This is a genomic window from Mycobacterium sp. 663a-19, from assembly GCF_035616495.1.
In the GTDB taxonomy this organism is placed as follows: domain Bacteria; phylum Actinomycetota; class Actinomycetes; order Mycobacteriales; family Mycobacteriaceae; genus Mycobacterium.
Genome location: NZ_JAPJAV010000003.1, coordinates 209298 through 226051 on the forward strand (window position 1 = coordinate 209298; position 16754 = coordinate 226051).

Below are 16754 nucleotides of genomic sequence, written 5' to 3' on the forward strand. Positions count from 1 at the left end.
GCGGCGTATCGGGCGTTGCGGCTTAGTCGTTGTCCATCGATCCGGGCGTCGTCTTGGACACCTGCACCAGGAACTCGTAGTTGGTCTTCGTCTTGCGCAGCTGCGACATCAGCAGGTCGATGGCCTGGTGGGAATCCAGGCCCGACAGGACGCGGCGCAGCTTGTGCACGATGCCGAACTCGTCCGGCGACAGCAGCAGCTCGTCCTTGCGGGTGCCGGACGGGTTCACGTCGACGGCGGGGAAGACCCGGCGTTCGGAGATCTTGCGGTCCAGCTTGAGCTCGGCGTTGCCGGTGCCCTTGAACTCCTCGAAGATGACCGTGTCACCGGTGGATCCGGTCTCCACCATCGCCGTGGCGATGATGGTCAGCGACCCGCCTTCCTCGATGTTGCGCGCGGCGCCCAGGAAGCGCTTCGGCGGGTACAGCGCGGTGGAGTCGACACCGCCGGACAGGATCCGGCCCGACGCGGGCGACGCGTTGTTGTAGGCGCGCCCCAGGCGGGTGATCGAGTCGAGCAGCACCACGACGTCCTTGCCCTGCTCCACGAGCCGCTTGGCGCGTTCGATCGCCAATTCGGCGGCTTGGGTGTGGTCCGACGGCGGGCGGTCGAAGGTGGAGGCGATGACCTCGCCCTTGACCGAGCGCTGCATGTCGGTGACCTCCTCCGGCCGCTCGTCGACGAGCACGACCATGAGGTGGCATTCCGGGTTGTTCTTGGTGATCGCGTTGGCGATGTCCTGCAGGATCGTCGTCTTGCCGGCCTTGGGCGGCGACACGATCAGCGCGCGCTGCCCCTTGCCGATCGGCATGATCAGGTCGATGACCCGCGTGGTCAGCCGGTCGGGAGTGGTTTCCAGGCGAAGCCGCTGGTTGGGGTACAGCGGCGTCAGCTTGGAAAATTCGGGCCGCTTCTTGGCGTCCTCGACGGATCCGCCGTTGACGGTGTCGAGGCGGACCAGCGGGTTGAACTTCTGCCGCTGGTTGGGCTGCTCGCCCTCGCGGGGCACCCGAACGGCACCGGTCACCGCGTCGCCGCGGCGCAGGCCGTTCTTGCGGACCATGTTCATCGAGACGTAGACGTCGTGCGGGCCGGCCAGGTAGCCGGAGGTGCGCACGAACGCGTAATTGTCGAGGACGTCAAGGATGCCGGCAACCGGCTGGACGACGTCGTCCTCGCGCAATTCGGCGTCGGCGCCGTCGCCGCCTCGTTCACCGCGGCGCCGGCGGTCGCGGTCGCGGAAGCGGCGTCCCCGCCGGCCCTGACGGCCCTCGCCGTCGTCGTCCTGCTGGTTCGAGCCGCCACGACCCTGCTGACCGCCGGAGCCTTGCCGATCGCCGCCGCCCTGGCCGCGTTCCTCGGTCTTGGTGTCCTGCTGGCCGCCCTGGCGGGACTCGCCGGAGGCTTTGCCCTCTCTGGGGCCCTCTTTGGCGCCCTCTTTGGCGTCCTCTTTGCCGTCTTTGGCGTCCTTGGCGTCTTTGCGATCCGCCTCCTCGGCGGTGCGGGTGACCGATCCGGCGTCGCGGGAGGCATCACGCCGTTCGCGGCGCGGGGCCTCGTCGGCCGAATCGCCCTGTTCCCCTTGGGCCGCAGGTGCTTCGGCGGTCGCCGTGTCGGATTTGTCGTCGGCGTCAGGCGGGGCGCTGGGGGCCGACGCGCCGTTGGCCTGTCCCCTGATTTCCTGAATCGCCGCGATCAGTTCGTTCTTGCGCATGCCCGACGTCCCCTTGACGCCGGCTCGATTGGCCAGCGCGCGCAGCTCGGGCAGCACCATGGTGGACAGGGAGCCAACCGAGACATCGCTTTTGGCGTCTGGGCTTTTGGCGTCTGGTTTGTCGGTGTTCACGGGGTCCGACGGCCGATCGCCATCGGTACTTTCGCTCGCCGTGAACAGGTCCGTATCAGTCACGGATTTCCTTTCTTCCCCCGCTGATCACGTGATACGGGGGTTCGTTTTGCATTCAGCCAAATTGCCGAGTGCGACCAATCATCGACTCTGCAACGGTGATCGCCTTGATCGGCGGAGTATGCGGCGAACCTCGTTCACGAGAAGAATTGGTGTTGTCCTAGCGGCAAGGCAGTATGTTTGCAGATGCAGATTCTGCGATTGCTGGACGGCTCCGAGGATAACCCGCATCCTTGCCGGAAGCAAGCAAACCCTCCGGCCACGCTGTGGATCAACTGGGAACCGTGACTCCCGGGCTCCAGCGAACTCCTTCGCCGGCGGTCATCTGGGTGACGGTAAATCCATTCGCGGCGCCGTACTCCAGCACCTCCGAGGGTAGCTCCGGCTCCGTGCTGAACGCGATGAGCGATGGACCAGCCCCCGAAAGTGTCGCTACCACCTTATTACGCCGGAGCTGGCGCATATATTCCGCCGAGGCGGGCATCGCGGCGGCACGCTGCGGTTGGTGAAGCACGTCTTCGGTGGCCGCCATCAGCAGATCCGGTCGTTCGGTCAGCGCCACCACCAGCAACGCGGCGCGGCTGATGTTGAAAGTCGCGTCGTCGTGGCTGACCTGGGCGGGCAACAGCACCCGGGTCTCCGCGGTCGACGAGCGCTCTTCGGGGATGGCGCAGTACAGACGGATGTCGGGGTGAAGCCGCAGCGGCACCGCCGAGTACCTGGGCTGCGCACCCGTGCGGTCGATCCAGGACACCACCGCGCCACCCAACACCGCGGCGGCCGCATTATCGGGGTGGCCCTCGAACTCCGAGGCCAGCTGGATCAGCTCCGCGTCGCTCAGGGTCTTCGAATCCGTCTGTGCCACAAGGCCGTTCACCGCCGCCAGGCCCCCGACCACCGCCGCCGCGGAAGAACCCAGGCCGCAGCAATGCGGGATGGCGTTGCTGCAGCGCACCACCAGGCCGGCGGCCCTGACCCCGGCGGCCCGCAGCCCTGACTCGACGGCACGCACCACCAGATGCTCGGGACCCATTGGCACCTGACCGGCGCCCTCGCCGTCGACCTCCACGACCAAGCCGGAATCCATTGTCTCCACGACGATCTCGTCGAACAGGCTCAGCGCCAGGCCGAGGCTGTCGAAACCGGGGCCGAGGTTGGCACTGGACGCCGACACCACGGCGCTCGCCACCAGCCCCGCGGGCAGCATCCGGGTCACCGGGAGACTTCCACTACGCCAGCCCCAACTTCTCTACGACGAGCACAGGATCGACGGGCAAGGGGGACACGCTCGGCATGTCCCGCAGCGCCGTGTCGGGATCCTTGAGGCCATTGCCGGTCACCGTACACACCACCGTCGACCCGCGGGCCACCCAACCGTCCTCGACGGCCTTGAGCAGACCCGCGATGCTGGCGGCGGAGGCCGGCTCGACGAACACGCCCTCGCAGCTGGCGACCAGGTGGTACGCCTCGAGGATCTCCTCGTCGGTGGCGGCCAGGAAGCGCCCGTTGGATTGCTGCTGCGCCGCAACCGCGGCCGTCCACGACGCCGGCGCGCCGATGCGGATGGCGGTCGCGATGGTCTCGGGGTGGCTGACCGGGTGGCCCAGTACCAGGGGCGCGGCGCCGGCGGCCTGGGTGCCCAGCATGCGGGGCAGCTTGTCGATCACGCCCTCGTGGTGATACTCGGTGTAGCCCTTCCAGTAGGCGGTGATGTTGCCCGCGTTGCCGACGGGCAGAGCGTGTATGTCCGGTGCGGTGCCCAGCGCGTCGACGATTTCGAACGCCGCCGTCTTCTGCCCCTCGATGCGCACCGGGTTGACCGAGTTGACCAGCGAGATCGTCGGGAAGTCGGCGGCCATCTTGCGGGCGAGCTCCAGGCAGTCGTCGAAGTTGCCGTCGATCTGGATGATCTTGGCGCCGTGCATGACCGCCTGCGCCAGCTTGCCCATCGCGATCTTGCCCTGCGGGATCAGCACCGCGCAGGTGATGCCGGCACGCGCGGCATACGCCGCCGCCGAGGCCGAGGTGTTTCCCGTCGACGCGCACAGGACGGCCTGCTGGCCACGGGCCAACGCGTCGGTGACGGCCATCGTCATGCCGCGGTCCTTGAAGGAGCCGGTGGGGTTGAGCCCCTCGACCTTGAGATGGACGGTGCAGCCGGTCTTTTCCGAGAGACGGGTCGCGGCGATCAGCGGGGTTCCACCCTCGAGCAGCGTGACCGGAGTCCAATCGTCACCGACCGGTAACCGGTCGCGGTACGCCGCGATCACACCCGGCCACGGTTGGTGCGTCGCCGTCCGGGTCATCCGGGGCGTACTCATAGGGTGGTTCCTTCGAGCCGCAGCACGCTGGCCACGCGATAGACGGAGTCCAAATCGGCTAGCGCATCGACGGTTTCGGACAGCGCGGCGTCGGTGGCGGTGTGAGTGACCACCACGATGCGGGCTCCCACCCGTTGCCCGCCCTCGTCCACCACTCCCTCCTGGCGTACCTCGGCGATACTCACCTCGCGCTTGGCGAATTCCGCTGCCACCGAGGACAATACGCCGGGCTTGTCGGCGACGTTCATGCTGACGTAGTACCGAGTGTTGATGAAACCCATTGGTGCGATGGGTAGTTGGGCATACTTGGACTCCTTCGGGCCGCGGCTGCCCAACACCCGGTTGCGGGCGGCCATCACCAGGTCACCGGCCACCGCCGATGCGGTGGGAGCGCCCCCCGCCCCCTGGCCGTAGAACATCAGCCGGCCGGCGGCCTCGGCCTCGACGACCACGGCGTTGAACGCCCCGTTCACCGTGGCCAGCGGGTGCGACAGTGGCACCAGCGCGGGGTAGACGCGGGCCGAAACCCGTTGCTGGCCGTCGTCGGTGGTGATGCGCTCGCAGATGGACAGCAGCTTGATGTTGCAGCCCAATGCCCGCGCCGACACGAAGTCGGCCGGGGTGATGTCGGTGATGCCCTCGCGATAGACGTCGTCGGCGGTCACCCGGGTGTGGAAGGCGATGGACGCCAGGATCGCGGCCTTGGCGGCGGCGTCGTAGCCCTCGACGTCGGCGGTGGGGTCTGCCTCGGCGTAGCCGAGCGCGCTCGCGTCGGCCAGTGCGCTCTCGTAGTCGGCACCGGTGCTGTCCATCGCGGAAAGGATGTAGTTCGTGGTGCCGTTGACGATGCCGGCCACCCGGTGCACCGTGTCGCCGGCCAGTGACTGGGTGAGCGGGCGGATGACCGGGATGGCGCCCGCGACCGCCGCCTCGAAATAGAGGTCGACGTTGCGGCTTTCGGCCGCCTGCGCCAACGCCCCGGTGGAGGTGGACAGCAACGCCTTGTTCGCCGTGACGACGGACTTGCCGTGCTCGAGGGCGCGCAAAATCGCCTTGCGCGACGGCTCGACTGGGCCCATCAATTCCACGACGATGTCGACGTCTTCGCGCGAGACGAGTTCCTCGATATCGTTGGTGAGCAGTTCGATCGGAACACCGCGGTCGGCGGCGACGCGGCGCACGCCGATGCCGCGCAGCACCAGCGGCGCGCCGATGCGAGCGGCGAGGTCTTGCGCGCTGTGCTCGATGATCCGGACAACCTCGCTGCCCACGTTGCCCAATCCCAGTACCGCCACGCCGACCGGCTTTTCGTCACCGGGCACGGTTCACCTCCAAACTCAGCAGATCGTCGACCGTCTCGCGGCGCAGGATCAGCCGGGACCGCCCCGCGCGCACGGCCACCACGGCCGGCCGGCCGATCATGTTGTAACGACTCGAGAGCGAATAGCAGTAGGCGCCGGTGGCCGCCACTCCCAACAGGTCGCCCGGCCGCAGGTCGTCGGGCACCCACGTGTTGCGCACGACGATATCACCGGTCTCACAGTGCTTTCCGACGATGCGGGCCAGCGCGGCCGGCGCATCGCTGACGCGTGAGACCAGCCGGGCATCGTATTGCGCGTCGTACAGCGCGGTGCGGATGTTGTCGCTCATGCCGCCGTCGACGCTCACGTAGCGCCGGTTCGCCGTGGCGCTCACGTCGACGTCCTTGACGGTGCCGACCTCGTACAGGGTGATGGTGCCCGGCCCGGCGATGGCGCGTCCGGGCTCGACGACCAGCCTGGGCGTCGGCAGCCCCACCGCGGCCGACTCGTTGCTGACGACGGTGCTCAGCTTGGCCGCGAGTTCGGCCATCGGCGGCGGGTCGTCGGAGGCCAGGTACGAAATGCCCAGGCCGCCACCGAGATCGACGGTCGAGATCTGTGCCGTCTTGTCGAGCCCGAACTCGTCGGCAACCTGGTGCAGCAGGCCGATGACGCGGTGCGCGGCCAGTTCGAAGCCCGCGACGTCGAAGATCTGCGAACCGATGTGGCTGTGCAGCCCGACCAGGCGCAGGTGGTCGGCGTCGAACACCCGGCCGACCGCCGCCATCGCCGCACCGCTCGCCACCGACAGGCCGAACTTCTGGTCCTCGTGCGCGGTGGAGATGAACTCGTGGGTGTGCGCCTCGACGCCGACGGTGAGGCGAACGAACACGTCCTGGACGGCGCCGGCTTCGGCCGCGATCGCGTCCAGGCGCTCGATCTCGGTCATCGAGTCCAAAACGACATGGCCCACACCGGCTTTCACCGCGGCCGTCAACTCTGCCACGGATTTGTTGTTGCCGTGAAAGGTGATCCGCTCCGGTGGAAAGCCGGCGTGCAGGGCGACCGCCAGCTCACCGCCCGTGCACACGTCGAGCGAGAGTCCCTCGTCGTCGATCCAGCGCGCGATCTCGCTGCACAGGAACGCCTTCGCGGCATAGTGCACATGCTGTCCGCCGCCGAAGGCCGACGCGATCTCGCGGCAGCGGGATCGAAAGTCGTCTTCGTCGATGACGAACAGCGGGGTGCCGTACTCCTGGGCGAGGTCGGTCACCGACACTCCGGCGATGCCGATAACACCGGCTTTGTCGCGAGTTGTGTTGCGCGGCCACACATTCGGCGCCAGCCGCAGCAGCTCCTCGGGGGATTGCGGCCGCGGCGGGCTTTCGGTGTGCCGGGTCTCTTCGGCGTGCCGGGGACCCGCGGGGTGGACGTTCACATTCGCTCCGGGGCGGTGACTCCGAGGATCGCCAGGCCGTTCGCGATGACCTGGCGCGCAGCCTGACACAACGCCAGCCGCGCGGTGTGCAGGTCGGTGGGCTGCTCGTCGCCCTGCGGCAACACCCGGCACGAGTCGTAGAACCGGTGGTAGTCACCGGCGAGGTCCTCCAGGTAGCGGCACACCCGGTGTGGTTCACGCAGGGACGCCGCCGTTTTCAGCACCCGCGGGAATTCGCCGATGGTGCGCAGCAGCGTCCCCTCCTTGTCGTGGCTGAGCAGCTCCAGGTGCGCGGTGTCGGGGATGAGCCCCAGTTCGGCGGCGTTGCGGGCCAGCGCGGAAAGCCGCGCGTGCGCGTATTGCACGTAATAGACCGGGTTTTCATTCGACGCTGAGGACCACAGCGCCAGGTCGATGTCGATCGGGGTGTCCACCGACGAGCGGATCAGGCTGTACCGCGCGGCGTCGACCCCGATCGCCTCGACCAGGTCGTCGAGCGTGATCACCGTTCCGGCCCGCTTGCTCATCCGGACCGGCTGGCCGTCGCGGACCAGGTTGACCAGCTGCCCGATGAGCACCTCGACGGTGGCCGGGTCGTCGCCGAAGGCGGCGGCCACGGCCTTGAGCCGGGCGATGTATCCGTGGTGGTCGGCACCGAGCATGTAGATGCACAGGTCGAAGCCGCGCTGCCGCTTGTCCAGGTAGTAGGCGATGTCACCGGCGATATAGGCCGGTTTGCCATCGCTCTTGATCACGACGCGGTCCTTGTCGTCACCAAAAGCGCTGGTGCGCAACCAGGTTGCGCCGTCCTTCTCGTAGATGTTGCCGGTCTCGCGCAGCCGGGCGATGGCCTGGTCGACGCGCCCGCTGGTGTGCATCGACTCTTCGTGGGTGTAGACGTCGAAGTCGGTGCCGAACTCGTGCAACGACTTCTTGATGTGGGTGAACATCAGGTCGACACCGATCGCGCGGAAGGTCTCGCGCAGCTGCGGCTCGGGCAGGGTCAGCGCGTCGGGCGCCTGCTGCAGCACCTGGGCGGCGATGTCGGTGATGTAGGTGCCCGCGTAGCCGTCTGCCGGGGCCGGCTCCCCCTTGGCCGCGGCGATCAGCGAGCTGACGAAGCGGTCGATCTGGGCGCCGTGGTCGTTGAAATAGTATTCGCGCACCACGTCGGCGCCCTGTGTCGTCAGCAACCGGCCCAGCGCGTCGCCGACCGCGGCCCAGCGGGTGCCCCCGATGTGGATGGGTCCGGTCGGGTTGGCCGAGACGAATTCCAGGTTGACCCTGTGGGTGGCCTGCGCGTCCGAATGACCGTAGCTCTCGCCGGCGTCGATGACGTTGTTGACCACCACCGCCTGCGCCGAGGCCTCCAGGCGCAGGTTGATGAAGCCCGGCCCGGCCACCTCGGCCGAGGCGATGCCGTCGGCCCGGGCCAGCGCCTCGGCGAGCCATCCGGCCAGCTCACGCGGGTTTGCGCCGACCCGCTTACCCAGCTGCATCGCCAGGTTGCTGGCGTAATCGCCGTGCTCGGGATTGCGCGGCCGCTCCACGGTGACCGTCGGCGGCAGCGCCGCCGTGTCCAGGCCGCGCTGCGCCAACACCGCGGAGGCGGTGGTCTTGAGCAGCTCAGCCAGGTCAGCGGGGGTCACGAGCGTCCATCCTATTGGCTGCGCTGGCTACGCCCGAATCCATTGCGGTGACGGGACGGCCGCCGCGATGCGTTAGTCTGTCGGGGCCCGATGGCGCAGCATGTCAGTACCAGCGCCCCCGTAGCTCAGGGGATAGAGCGTCTGCCTCCGGAGCAGAAGGCCGCAGGTTCGAATCCTGCCGGGGGCACCAGCATTTTCGCAGGTCAACTACCATTTTCGCCGAACCGGCAAAGCCGTGTGCGATGTCGCGCCGGATCGCACATGTCTACGATGACACGCGTATCCCCCCAGCGGCCTCACCGTGCTCGCCGAACTCGCAGGAGGCTGTCCGCGTGCCCTTTAAGCGCGTCGACGAATTGAAGCCCGGAGACAAGATCCGCATGAAGATCGGGCACGCCACGGTCATCCGGACCGAACCCCTTGACGACGACCGCACCCTGCTCACCTTCGCCTACGGGACGCAGGGCCCCGCCGACAACGATCTCACCGTGGATGTCCTGGACGACGACGAGTGGGGTTGGGAAGACACGCATCACGAGTGATCCCGAGCTCCCAAAGTTCTTCGGAAAAACCTGTCCGCGTTAGCGGGGTCCGACGCTCCTACCAGTGAACGCGGCCCATTCGGGTCCCACGAAGGTACGGAGCACAGCATGAACACCAACACCAGCCTCGACGTGATCGCGCCCGCGGCCGCCAAACGGAGGGCCACCGGCCGCGCGGCGCTGGTCGAACACTTCCGCCGGCTGCAGACGAACACCGCGCTCTTCCTGGGCCTGGCCCGCGAAGCCGGCATCGACACCGTCGCGGGCGCGGGCGCCCCGGTGATCTGGTGCATCGTCGGCAGCTCGATCAAGGCGCTGCGCCTGTCCGACGCCCTGATCCGGCGTGGCATCAATGCCGACCTGATCGCTTTTCCCGTCGTGCCGGAGGACAAAGCGGGCGTCCGATTCTTTGTCACCAGCTGCCACTCGGAGGAGCAGATCCGGTCCATGGTCGCCGCGCTGGCCGAGGAGCTGGAGCTGCTGAACGCGGGCGGCCAATCGTGAAGTTGTTCTGCTTTCACCACGCCGGGGGCGGCGGGTTGGCATTCAACGCGTGGGACAGGACGCTGCGGCCGGCCGTCGAGGTGATTCCGGTCGAGATCGCCGACCGGCAGCGCTTCACCACGCTGCGCCAGCTCGTCGACGAGGTGAACGGTCAGCTGGAATCCGAACTGGCCCAGCCGCATTCGTTCTTCGGCCACAGCTTCGGGGCCCTGCTCGCGTACCGGTTGGCGTGCGTGCGAGCGGCGCAGGGTTCTCCGCTGCCCCGCGCGGTCTTCCTCTCCGCGTATGGCCCACCGCACCTGCGGCCGCCGCTGCACGTCGTGGATCTGCTCGACGACCACCAGCTCGCGACGCTGCTGTCCGACCTGGGCGGACTGCCGGCGCAGCTGACCCGGTGGCCCACGCTGCACGAACGAGCCGTCACCGCCACCCGCCACGACTTGCGGCTGTGCATGACGGACGACGAGGACGCCGCGACGGAACTGCCCTGCCCGATTCACGTCTTCGGCGGCAGCGAGGATCCGCTGGTCAGCGAATCCGACTTGCACGAATGGCGGTCGCGGACGACCGGGGACTTCTCCGTGCGGATCCTTCGGGGCGGCCACTTCTATATTCGTGATCGGCAGTCGCTGTTCGAGACGCTTCGCCCCCTGATGTCGACGATCGCGGCGGCATGACGCGTTGGCCGAACCGGTCGGTTACTGAAAACCGCGGTTCGCGAATCGCATTTGTGGGCATACTGGCGCATGATCGCGCGTCGGATCCCTCGTTTCCTTGCCTCTGCTGCCGTCGCGGCGTCGGGCGTCAGCGCCGCCGTCCTCGCGTCCGCGATCCCCTCCTCCTCCGCCGATCCGTGTCCCGACGTGCAGGTGGTATTCGCCCGCGGCACCGACGACCCGCCCGGGCTCGGCCCGACCGGGCAGGCGTTCGTCGACTCCCTGCGCCCGCGCATCGGCGCGAAATCGCTCGACGTATATCCGGTCAACTACCCCGCCACCCATGACTGGACGAATGCGGGCGAGGAAGGCATCAGGGACGCGGGTGCGCACGTCGTTTCGATGGCACACGACTGCCCCAATACCAAGATGGTGCTCGGCGGGTATTCGCAGGGCGCGGCCGTGATGGGCTTCGTCACCTCGGCGGCCGTGCCGAACGGGATCGATCCGGCGACCGTGCCCAAACCGCTGGACCCCGAGGTGGCCAACCACATCTCCTCGGTCGTGCTGTTCGCACTGCCCTCCGACAAGGCGATGAACTTCTTCGGCGAGCCGCCCGTCGTCATCGGGCCGCTGTATCAGGCCAAGACCATCAAGGTATGCGCTCCCGGGGACCCGATCTGTTCCGACGGGATGAATTTCGCCGCGCACGACACGTACTCGACCAACGTGGCGATGATCGACACGGGCGCGACCTTTGCGGCCGGTCGCGTTGTGAGCGATCTCGCCGCGCCGCCGACCGCCGTGCCCGGGGCGCCGACTGTTCTTCCCGGGCCGCCCGCCGCTCTTCCCGGCGCGCCGACGACCGCCGTCGGGTCTCCGTTTACGGGAGGCGTTGGCGGTTGATCGAGCGATTCGCTCAGCCCCCGCCGCCCGCCTGATCTCCTTGGCAGTGGCCGTGGCCGGTTTGCACCGTCCCGCCGCCCGCGGTCGCCAGGGCCGCCGCCTCCGCGTCCTCGCGGGTGGGCCCCCAGCCTCCGAAGTATTTGGTCTTCGCGGCGTTCAGGACGAGCGCGATGCAGCCACCCTGCCCGCTGGCCAGCAGGCGACAGTCGCTGATGGCCTTGCGGCACGCCTCCATCGCCTTCTGCTCCGCGGCGCCCTGACTCTTCCCGCCGTCGACGAACTTGATCTGCCCGGTGGAGTCCGACATCGCCATCGCGATCCAGTCGTTGTCGGCATGCGCGAGCGGCGCGGCCGCGACCACCGCGCCGACTGCGAACACTACTGTCGCTTGCCTCTTCATCAGGCAACCACTATCGCACAGACGCGGCATCACCGCAGGTCAAGCAGAAGGCTCAAGCCGAAGGCTATGGCAGCACGGTGTGCATCAACATCACGTCGTACGCCGACCACAGCGACAGGTTGAAGTACAGGTCCCGACCCGACGACCACGGATGGATCATCGGCGCATAGATGCCGCCGGGCATCTGGAACGACGACACCAGTGGCTGCTCGGGGCTCCACGGTCCCTGCGGGGCGGGCGCCGTCCTGGCCACGACGTCGTTGCTGCCGCCGTTGGTGTAGAGCACCAGGTATTGCTTGAGATAGCTGTTGTATTGGGCGGACATCTCGCCCACCGGACCCGGGAAGACCGGTGTCGCCGCCCCCGGGTTGTTCGGCACCCAGCGGCCGCCGTTGTCGCCGTTCCAGTACTGGTACTTGGTCAGGTCCGGCAAGGCGTTCGGGGGAACCCGCGACAGGAACGCCGGACCGCCGCGTCCCGACGGGGTGCCGAACGAATAGAGGTAACCGTCGTTACCCTTCATGAACGCCCCCATCTGGAAATTCTCGTTCCCCGGCGTGAACCCGACGCCCGGCACCGCGTCGGCCGAGGCGGTGCGGATCGTGCCGGGGTAGATTCCCCAGTTTTGGCCGTTGTCAATCGATCTCGCGATCGCCGAGTAGTTCGTCGACCATTCGCCGTCGCGGCCCCACCGCTGGATGGACATGTAGTTCATGTACTGGGTTCGCCCGATGGCGATGCCCGAGGTCGGAATGATTCCCGTTTCGTGCGCCGCCTTGTGGATGGTGTTGACGACCTGCTTGGAAAGGCCGTTGGTCCACACCGGCGAGCCGGAGTACCGGTCGTTGGGCACGCCGTCGGCGATGTGGATCCCGTGGGACAGGTCGCGGTCGTTACTGCGGAACAGCACGTTGTACCGCCATTCCTGGCCGCGGACCTTGCAGTAGCCGAACGTGTCGCCGAAGGCCATCAGGGCCTGGCGGTTGACGGGATCGCCGTTGTCCCAAATGATCCCGAGGTCGGTTCCCGAGATCCCGAAGCGCTGCAACGTTTTGTTGGGACCGTTCGGTCCGGTCACCCAGTCGACCAGCGACGTCGGCGCCCCCGCGATCGAGGCGGGCGGCGCCGGTGCGGGCTGGGGAGCCGGCTGCGGCGCGGGCTGCGGCGGCGGCGCCGGGGCCGCGTTCGGCTGCAGCTGGGTGGCGTTCGGCGACTGCGGGAGGCCCGGCGTCGGAGGATTGGGCCCGGGCGGCGGCACCACCCCCGCTTGCGGCTGCATCGGCGCGGAGTAGCGCTGACCGGGGGCGGTCGGCCTGAGGAAAGACTGGATCAGCGGACCCAACTTCGGCAGCGGCGCCTGGTCGTTCGTATGAGTGGGCCTGCGCCCGGTCGGCGGCACCACGGTCGGCTGCGGCGCGGGCATGGCGGGCGGCGCGGCCGGAGGATCCACGTTCGCCTCGGGCGCGCCGCACGGTGTGGCATTCGCCGATGGTGCGGGGCCCAACGCAGCGATGAATGCCACAGCGGCCGTCGACACCACCCAGAGCGAAGTGCTTCGAAGAATCGCCGACAAGTGTCACACCTTTCGGGGGGCGAGACGTCCATTGACGCCTGCGGCTTGCTCATGTGACGATAGTGATTCCTGGGGCTTTTGAGACCAGTGAGCTGTGAATAGGTATGCTTCCGTGACCGTGTCGCAACCCGCTTCAGCAAATTTGTGGGCGTCGCCCGTGTATACGGTGGGCAGCCGTCATCCGTGCCGCGCAGCAAACGCCGGGGTGCCGTGCAGCGAGCCGTCCGACAGCGGCTGGCGCCGAACGGTTCCGGCGCCGCTACTCGACCTTCGTGCTGTCGACCTGATCCCGGTCGTAGCCGATGACGGGCGGTGAATCGCCGTAGACGTCGAGGGTGTGAATGAAGCGGTGCACCCCCATCACCCCGGCGCAGGTGAATCCCAGCTCCACGATCTGCGCCGCGGTGAAATGCTCACCCAACCGCTGGTAGAACTCGTCGTCCATCGCGTGGTGGTCGGTGGCAAGCAGGTCGAGGAATTCGACGGCCATCCGCTCCTGCGGGGTGAGCGCGCCGTGGCCGGGCGCGAGCAGGCACGCGACATCCTCGTCGGTGATCGAATCATGCTTGCGCGACTGGCTGCAGGGCTCGCACTCACCGAGCTGGGCGCTGCGGATGCGCAGCAGCTCCAGGATCCGGCCACCGAGCAGCGTCCCCGCACCGAGGTGGGTTCTGGCCATGTTGACCTGATCGAGCTGTGCGCTGCGGTAGGCGAAGATCTGCAAGGGCACCGGAGTCGCATAGAGCCCGGCGGCGACGCCGGCCTCCACGATTTCGCGGGAATGCGGGCTGAGTTCTTCCATCGGAATTGGCGCGATACGCGGCATTTAATGAGGCTAACGTTCTAATGCGCCACCGAAAAGCCCCGATATTTTGGGAGGACCCGATGCCCCGACTCGCCGGAAAGGTCGCGATAGTCACCGGGGGCGCGGGCGGAATCGGTGCGGCAACCGCGCGCGAATTGGCCCGCGAGGGCGCCGCCGTCGCGATCGTCGACGTCGACGAGGCGAGGGCCGCCGAGGTCGCCGACGAGATTCGGCGAACGGGGGCGCGGGCGATCGCGCTGGGCGGCGACCTTGCGGAGGAGGATGCGGCGCGGGACGCCGTGCAATCCACGGTCGCGGAATTCGGCCGGGTCGACGTCCTGCACAACAACGCCGCGCTGACCGCCAGCGACTTTTTGTCCCGGGACACGACGGTGTGCGAGATCCCGTTGGACGTCTGGCGGCGGTCCCTGGACGTCAACCTCGGAAGCCAGCTGCTGATGTGCAAGCACGCGATTCCCGAAATGCGCAAGGGCGGCGGCGGTTCGATCGTCAACATGTCGTCCGGAGCGGCGCTGTCGGGTGACCGCACCCGGCTGGCCTACGGGGTGTCGAAGGCCGGGGTGCACACCCTGACGATGTACGTCGCGACGAGCGAGGGCAAGCGCGGCGTGCGGGCCAACACCGTCGTGCCCGGGCTGATCCTCACCGACGCGGTGCGCGCGCACCTGTCCGAGGACATCATCGGCGGCCTGGGCCGCGCGACCCTGACGCCCTACCTCGGGGAACCGAAGGACGTCGCGGATCTCGTCGTTTTCCTGGCCAGCGAGCAGTCCCGCTACATCACCGGTCAGATGATCTCGATCGACGGCGGGATGTCCGCGCACGTCGGCCTGGACACCGGCGCCTAACCGCTCGTCGGCCCGAGCGCGTACGCGCCGGTCTCCGGGTGGTGGTACCAACCGCTCGCGGCCTGGGTGCCGCCGTCGACGTGGATGGTTTGACCGGTGATGTAGCTGGACATGTCGGAGGCGAGAAAGACTGCCGCGCCGGCCATCTCGTCGACGTGGCCCGCGCGGCCCATCGGGACCGTGAGGCCGAACCGCCGCTCGGAGCCGGGCGGCGCAATCTGCCGGATGCCCTCGGTCAGCGTGATGTCCGGCGCCAGCGCGTTGACCCGGATGCCGTGCGGCGCGAGTTCCAGTGCCGCGGTCTTGGTGTAGTTGATGACGCCGGCCTTGGCCGCCGCGTAGGTCGCGTAACCGGGCGCGGCGCGCACCCCCTCGATCGAGGTGACGCTGATGATGCTGCCCGGCAGCTTCTGCTCGACGAGGATGCGCGCCACCCGCTGCGTGCACAGGTAGACGTGGCGCAGGTTCGATTTGTACAGCGCGTCCCAACCGTTCTCGCTGGTGTCGAGGATTCCCGACCAGAAGACCCCGCCGGCGTTGTTCACCAGGATCGTCACCGTCCCGAGTTCTTTGCGGGTCTGCGCCAGCGCCGCGTCCACCGCGGCGCTGTCCCGGACGTCGACGGTGATGCCAAGGGCGCCGATCTCCTCGGCGGCGGACTCGCACGAGTCGGGGTTGCGCTCCCAGATCGCGACCCGCGCGCCGAATGCCTTCAGCCCCGCCGCGATGCCGCGGCCGATGCCGGCGCCACCGCCGGTGACGACCGCGACCCGGTCGGTCAGGAGAATGCTCGAGGGATCGAGGGTCATACAGTTAACTATAGAACAATTGCAGCTCAAGGTTTACAGTCTTCACTAAATCTGTTTGATATGTAACACCGCGGGAGGCCGCCATGGCCAGCACGATCCTCGTCACCGGCGCGACCGGGCAGACCGGCGGCAACGTGTGCGAGCAGTTGGGCGCGCGGGGCGACCGCGTTCGCGCCCTGGTCCGCAATCCCGACGACGCCGCGCCGCTCGCCGAGATCGGCGTCGAACTCGTCACGGGCGACATCACCGACGCCGGCGACGTGCTGCGGGCGGCGAAGGGCGCCGAGGCCGCCATTCACTGCGCGGCCCTGCTGGGCGGCGCGAGCCAGGACCTGGAGGACTTCAAGGCCGTCAACCTGGTCGGCACCACCAACGTCCTGGACGCGGCCAGAGCCCACGGCATGCGCCGGGTGGTCGCCCTGAGCACCGCGACCTTCCTCGACCTGAGCACCGGCGCCGACTTCGAGGACGCGCCCGTCCTGAAGAACCCGCCGGGCGACCCCTACACCGTCACCAAGCTCGCCGCCTTTCTGGAGGCGCACCGGCGTGCCGCCGCCGGCGACGACGTGCTGACCTGCCATCCCGGCGCGATCTTCGGGCCGGGCCTGGTCGTCGAACGCGCCCTGCACCGCACCAGCTTCAACCGGGTGCTGTTGGCGGGCATGCGCGGAAAGATCAAGCGCTACTTGGCTTTTCCGGTGACGTGGGTGGCGGGAGCGGACGTGGCGAGGGGCGCGATCACCGCGCTGGACAAGGGGGTTTCCGGCGAGCGGTACCTGTTGGTCGGCCGGCCCGAGGACACGTTCAGCACCGCCGGCGGGATCAACCGGGCGTGTGAGATCGCCGGAATCGACCACCGCGTCGATGATCTCGACTATCGCACGGACCCCGAGGCGCTGACGGAAGAATTCGGGCCCACCCTGATGGCCATCGCGGAGGCCGCCGCCAAGACGCGTCGCAAGCCCAGATCCAAAGACAATCTGACCACCCGGCGCCTCGGCTACGCGCCCATGTCCTTCGACGACGGGCTGCGCCTGCTGATCTCGTGGCTGCGCGGGCTCGGCAAGCTGTAGGG

At 68.2% G+C, this 16754-nt stretch carries 16 protein-coding genes and 1 tRNA gene; 7 read left to right on the plus strand and 10 right to left on the minus strand.

Annotated elements, in window-relative coordinates; translation table 11 throughout:
* Window positions 1-22: 22 nt before the first annotated feature.
* The 6 genes from rho to argS form a co-directional block, all read right to left on the minus strand.
* The gene (rho, locus tag OQ968_RS07635) at window positions 23-1909 is read right to left on the minus strand and encodes a transcription termination factor Rho (RefSeq protein WP_324676296.1); all 1887 of its coding nucleotides are present in this window, start codon (window positions 1907-1909) and stop codon (window positions 23-25) included.
* A 268-nt stretch (window positions 1910-2177) separates the two neighbouring features.
* Entirely contained in the window at window positions 2178-3113 is a 936-nt protein-coding gene (thrB, locus tag OQ968_RS07640; protein WP_324676670.1) for a homoserine kinase, read from the minus strand.
* A 22-nt stretch (window positions 3114-3135) separates the two neighbouring features.
* Entirely contained in the window at window positions 3136-4212 is a 1077-nt protein-coding gene (thrC, locus tag OQ968_RS07645; RefSeq protein WP_324676672.1) for a threonine synthase, read from the minus strand.
* Between the two features lie 11 nt (window positions 4213-4223).
* A complete protein-coding gene (locus OQ968_RS07650) occupies window positions 4224-5549 on the minus strand; it encodes a homoserine dehydrogenase (protein WP_324676298.1) in 1326 nt (441 codons plus the stop codon).
* On the minus strand, window positions 5539-6966 hold the full coding sequence (gene lysA / locus OQ968_RS07655; protein ID WP_324676300.1) for a diaminopimelate decarboxylase: 1428 nt from the start codon (window positions 6964-6966) through the stop codon (window positions 5539-5541). The genes OQ968_RS07650 and lysA overlap by 11 nt, the downstream gene beginning before the upstream one ends.
* Window positions 6963-8615, minus strand: coding sequence for an arginine--tRNA ligase (gene argS, locus OQ968_RS07660; protein ID WP_324676302.1), 1653 nt, complete (start codon window positions 8613-8615; stop codon window positions 6963-6965). The genes lysA and argS overlap by 4 nt, the downstream gene beginning before the upstream one ends.
* A 114-nt stretch (window positions 8616-8729) precedes the next feature.
* Here argS and OQ968_RS07665 point away from each other — a divergent pair.
* The 5 genes from OQ968_RS07665 (at window position 8730) to OQ968_RS07685 (ending at window position 11223) form a co-directional block, all read left to right on the plus strand.
* A tRNA-Arg gene (locus OQ968_RS07665) sits at window positions 8730-8805 on the plus strand.
* Between the two features lie 142 nt (window positions 8806-8947).
* A complete protein-coding gene (locus tag OQ968_RS07670) occupies window positions 8948-9157 on the plus strand; it encodes a hypothetical protein (RefSeq protein WP_324676304.1) in 210 nt (69 codons plus the stop codon).
* 108 nt (window positions 9158-9265) lie between these two features.
* Complete coding sequence (locus tag OQ968_RS07675; protein ID WP_324676305.1) at window positions 9266-9661, plus strand: hypothetical protein; 396 nt, start codon at window positions 9266-9268, stop codon at window positions 9659-9661.
* Window positions 9658-10338, plus strand: coding sequence for a thioesterase II family protein (locus OQ968_RS07680; protein ID WP_324676307.1), 681 nt, complete (start codon window positions 9658-9660; stop codon window positions 10336-10338). The genes OQ968_RS07675 and OQ968_RS07680 overlap by 4 nt, the downstream gene beginning before the upstream one ends.
* A gap of 69 nt (window positions 10339-10407) precedes the next feature.
* Window positions 10408-11223 carry a cutinase family protein gene (locus OQ968_RS07685; protein WP_324676309.1) on the plus strand — a complete coding sequence of 272 codons (816 nt, stop codon included), beginning with the start codon at window positions 10408-10410 and terminating at the stop codon, window positions 11221-11223.
* 13 nt (window positions 11224-11236) lie between these two features.
* Here OQ968_RS07685 and OQ968_RS07690 read toward each other — a convergent pair whose 3' ends face one another.
* From OQ968_RS07690 to OQ968_RS07700, 3 genes are all read right to left on the minus strand, one after another.
* Window positions 11237-11623 carry a DUF4189 domain-containing protein gene (locus OQ968_RS07690; protein ID WP_324676311.1) on the minus strand — a complete coding sequence of 129 codons (387 nt, stop codon included), beginning with the start codon at window positions 11621-11623 and terminating at the stop codon, window positions 11237-11239.
* 64 nt (window positions 11624-11687) lie between these two features.
* Window positions 11688-13196 carry a DUF4185 domain-containing protein gene (locus OQ968_RS07695; protein WP_324676313.1) on the minus strand — a complete coding sequence of 503 codons (1509 nt, stop codon included), beginning with the start codon at window positions 13194-13196 and terminating at the stop codon, window positions 11688-11690.
* A gap of 259 nt (window positions 13197-13455) precedes the next feature.
* Window positions 13456-14022 (minus strand): carboxymuconolactone decarboxylase family protein, encoded by a 567-nt coding sequence (locus OQ968_RS07700; RefSeq protein WP_324676315.1) that lies wholly within the window; start codon window positions 14020-14022, stop codon window positions 13456-13458.
* Between the two features lie 59 nt (window positions 14023-14081).
* Between OQ968_RS07700 and OQ968_RS07705 the strand changes: the two genes are divergently transcribed.
* Window positions 14082-14870 (plus strand): SDR family NAD(P)-dependent oxidoreductase, encoded by a 789-nt coding sequence (locus OQ968_RS07705; RefSeq protein WP_324676317.1) that lies wholly within the window; start codon window positions 14082-14084, stop codon window positions 14868-14870.
* Here OQ968_RS07705 and OQ968_RS07710 read toward each other — a convergent pair.
* A complete protein-coding gene (locus tag OQ968_RS07710) occupies window positions 14867-15679 on the minus strand; it encodes an SDR family NAD(P)-dependent oxidoreductase (RefSeq protein WP_324676318.1) in 813 nt (270 codons plus the stop codon). The genes OQ968_RS07705 and OQ968_RS07710 overlap by 4 nt on opposite strands.
* A gap of 83 nt (window positions 15680-15762) precedes the next feature.
* Between OQ968_RS07710 and OQ968_RS07715 the strand changes: the two genes are divergently transcribed.
* The gene (locus tag OQ968_RS07715; RefSeq protein ID WP_324676320.1) at window positions 15763-16752 is read left to right on the plus strand and encodes an NAD-dependent epimerase/dehydratase family protein; all 990 of its coding nucleotides are present in this window, start codon (window positions 15763-15765) and stop codon (window positions 16750-16752) included.
* The last annotated feature ends 2 nt before the right edge of the window (window positions 16753-16754 follow it).

Coding starts and splice junctions, on each gene's coding strand:
- thrB (WP_324676670.1), bottom strand. CDS start 3,113: ATGCTGCCCGCGGGGCTGGTGGCGAGCGCCGTGGTGTCGGCGTCCAGT.
- thrC (WP_324676672.1), bottom strand. CDS start 4,212: ATGACCCGGACGGCGACGCACCAACCGTGGCCGGGTGTGATCGCGGCG.
- OQ968_RS07675 (WP_324676305.1), top strand. CDS start 9,266: ATGAACACCAACACCAGCCTCGACGTGATCGCGCCCGCGGCCGCCAAA.
- OQ968_RS07685 (WP_324676309.1), top strand. CDS start 10,408: ATGATCGCGCGTCGGATCCCTCGTTTCCTTGCCTCTGCTGCCGTCGCG.
- OQ968_RS07690 (WP_324676311.1), bottom strand. CDS start 11,623: ATGAAGAGGCAAGCGACAGTAGTGTTCGCAGTCGGCGCGGTGGTCGCG.
- OQ968_RS07700 (WP_324676315.1), bottom strand. CDS start 14,022: ATGCCGCGTATCGCGCCAATTCCGATGGAAGAACTCAGCCCGCATTCC.
- OQ968_RS07705 (WP_324676317.1), top strand. CDS start 14,082: ATGCCCCGACTCGCCGGAAAGGTCGCGATAGTCACCGGGGGCGCGGGC.
- OQ968_RS07710 (WP_324676318.1), bottom strand. CDS start 15,679: ATGACCCTCGATCCCTCGAGCATTCTCCTGACCGACCGGGTCGCGGTC.
- OQ968_RS07715 (WP_324676320.1), top strand. CDS start 15,763: ATGGCCAGCACGATCCTCGTCACCGGCGCGACCGGGCAGACCGGCGGC.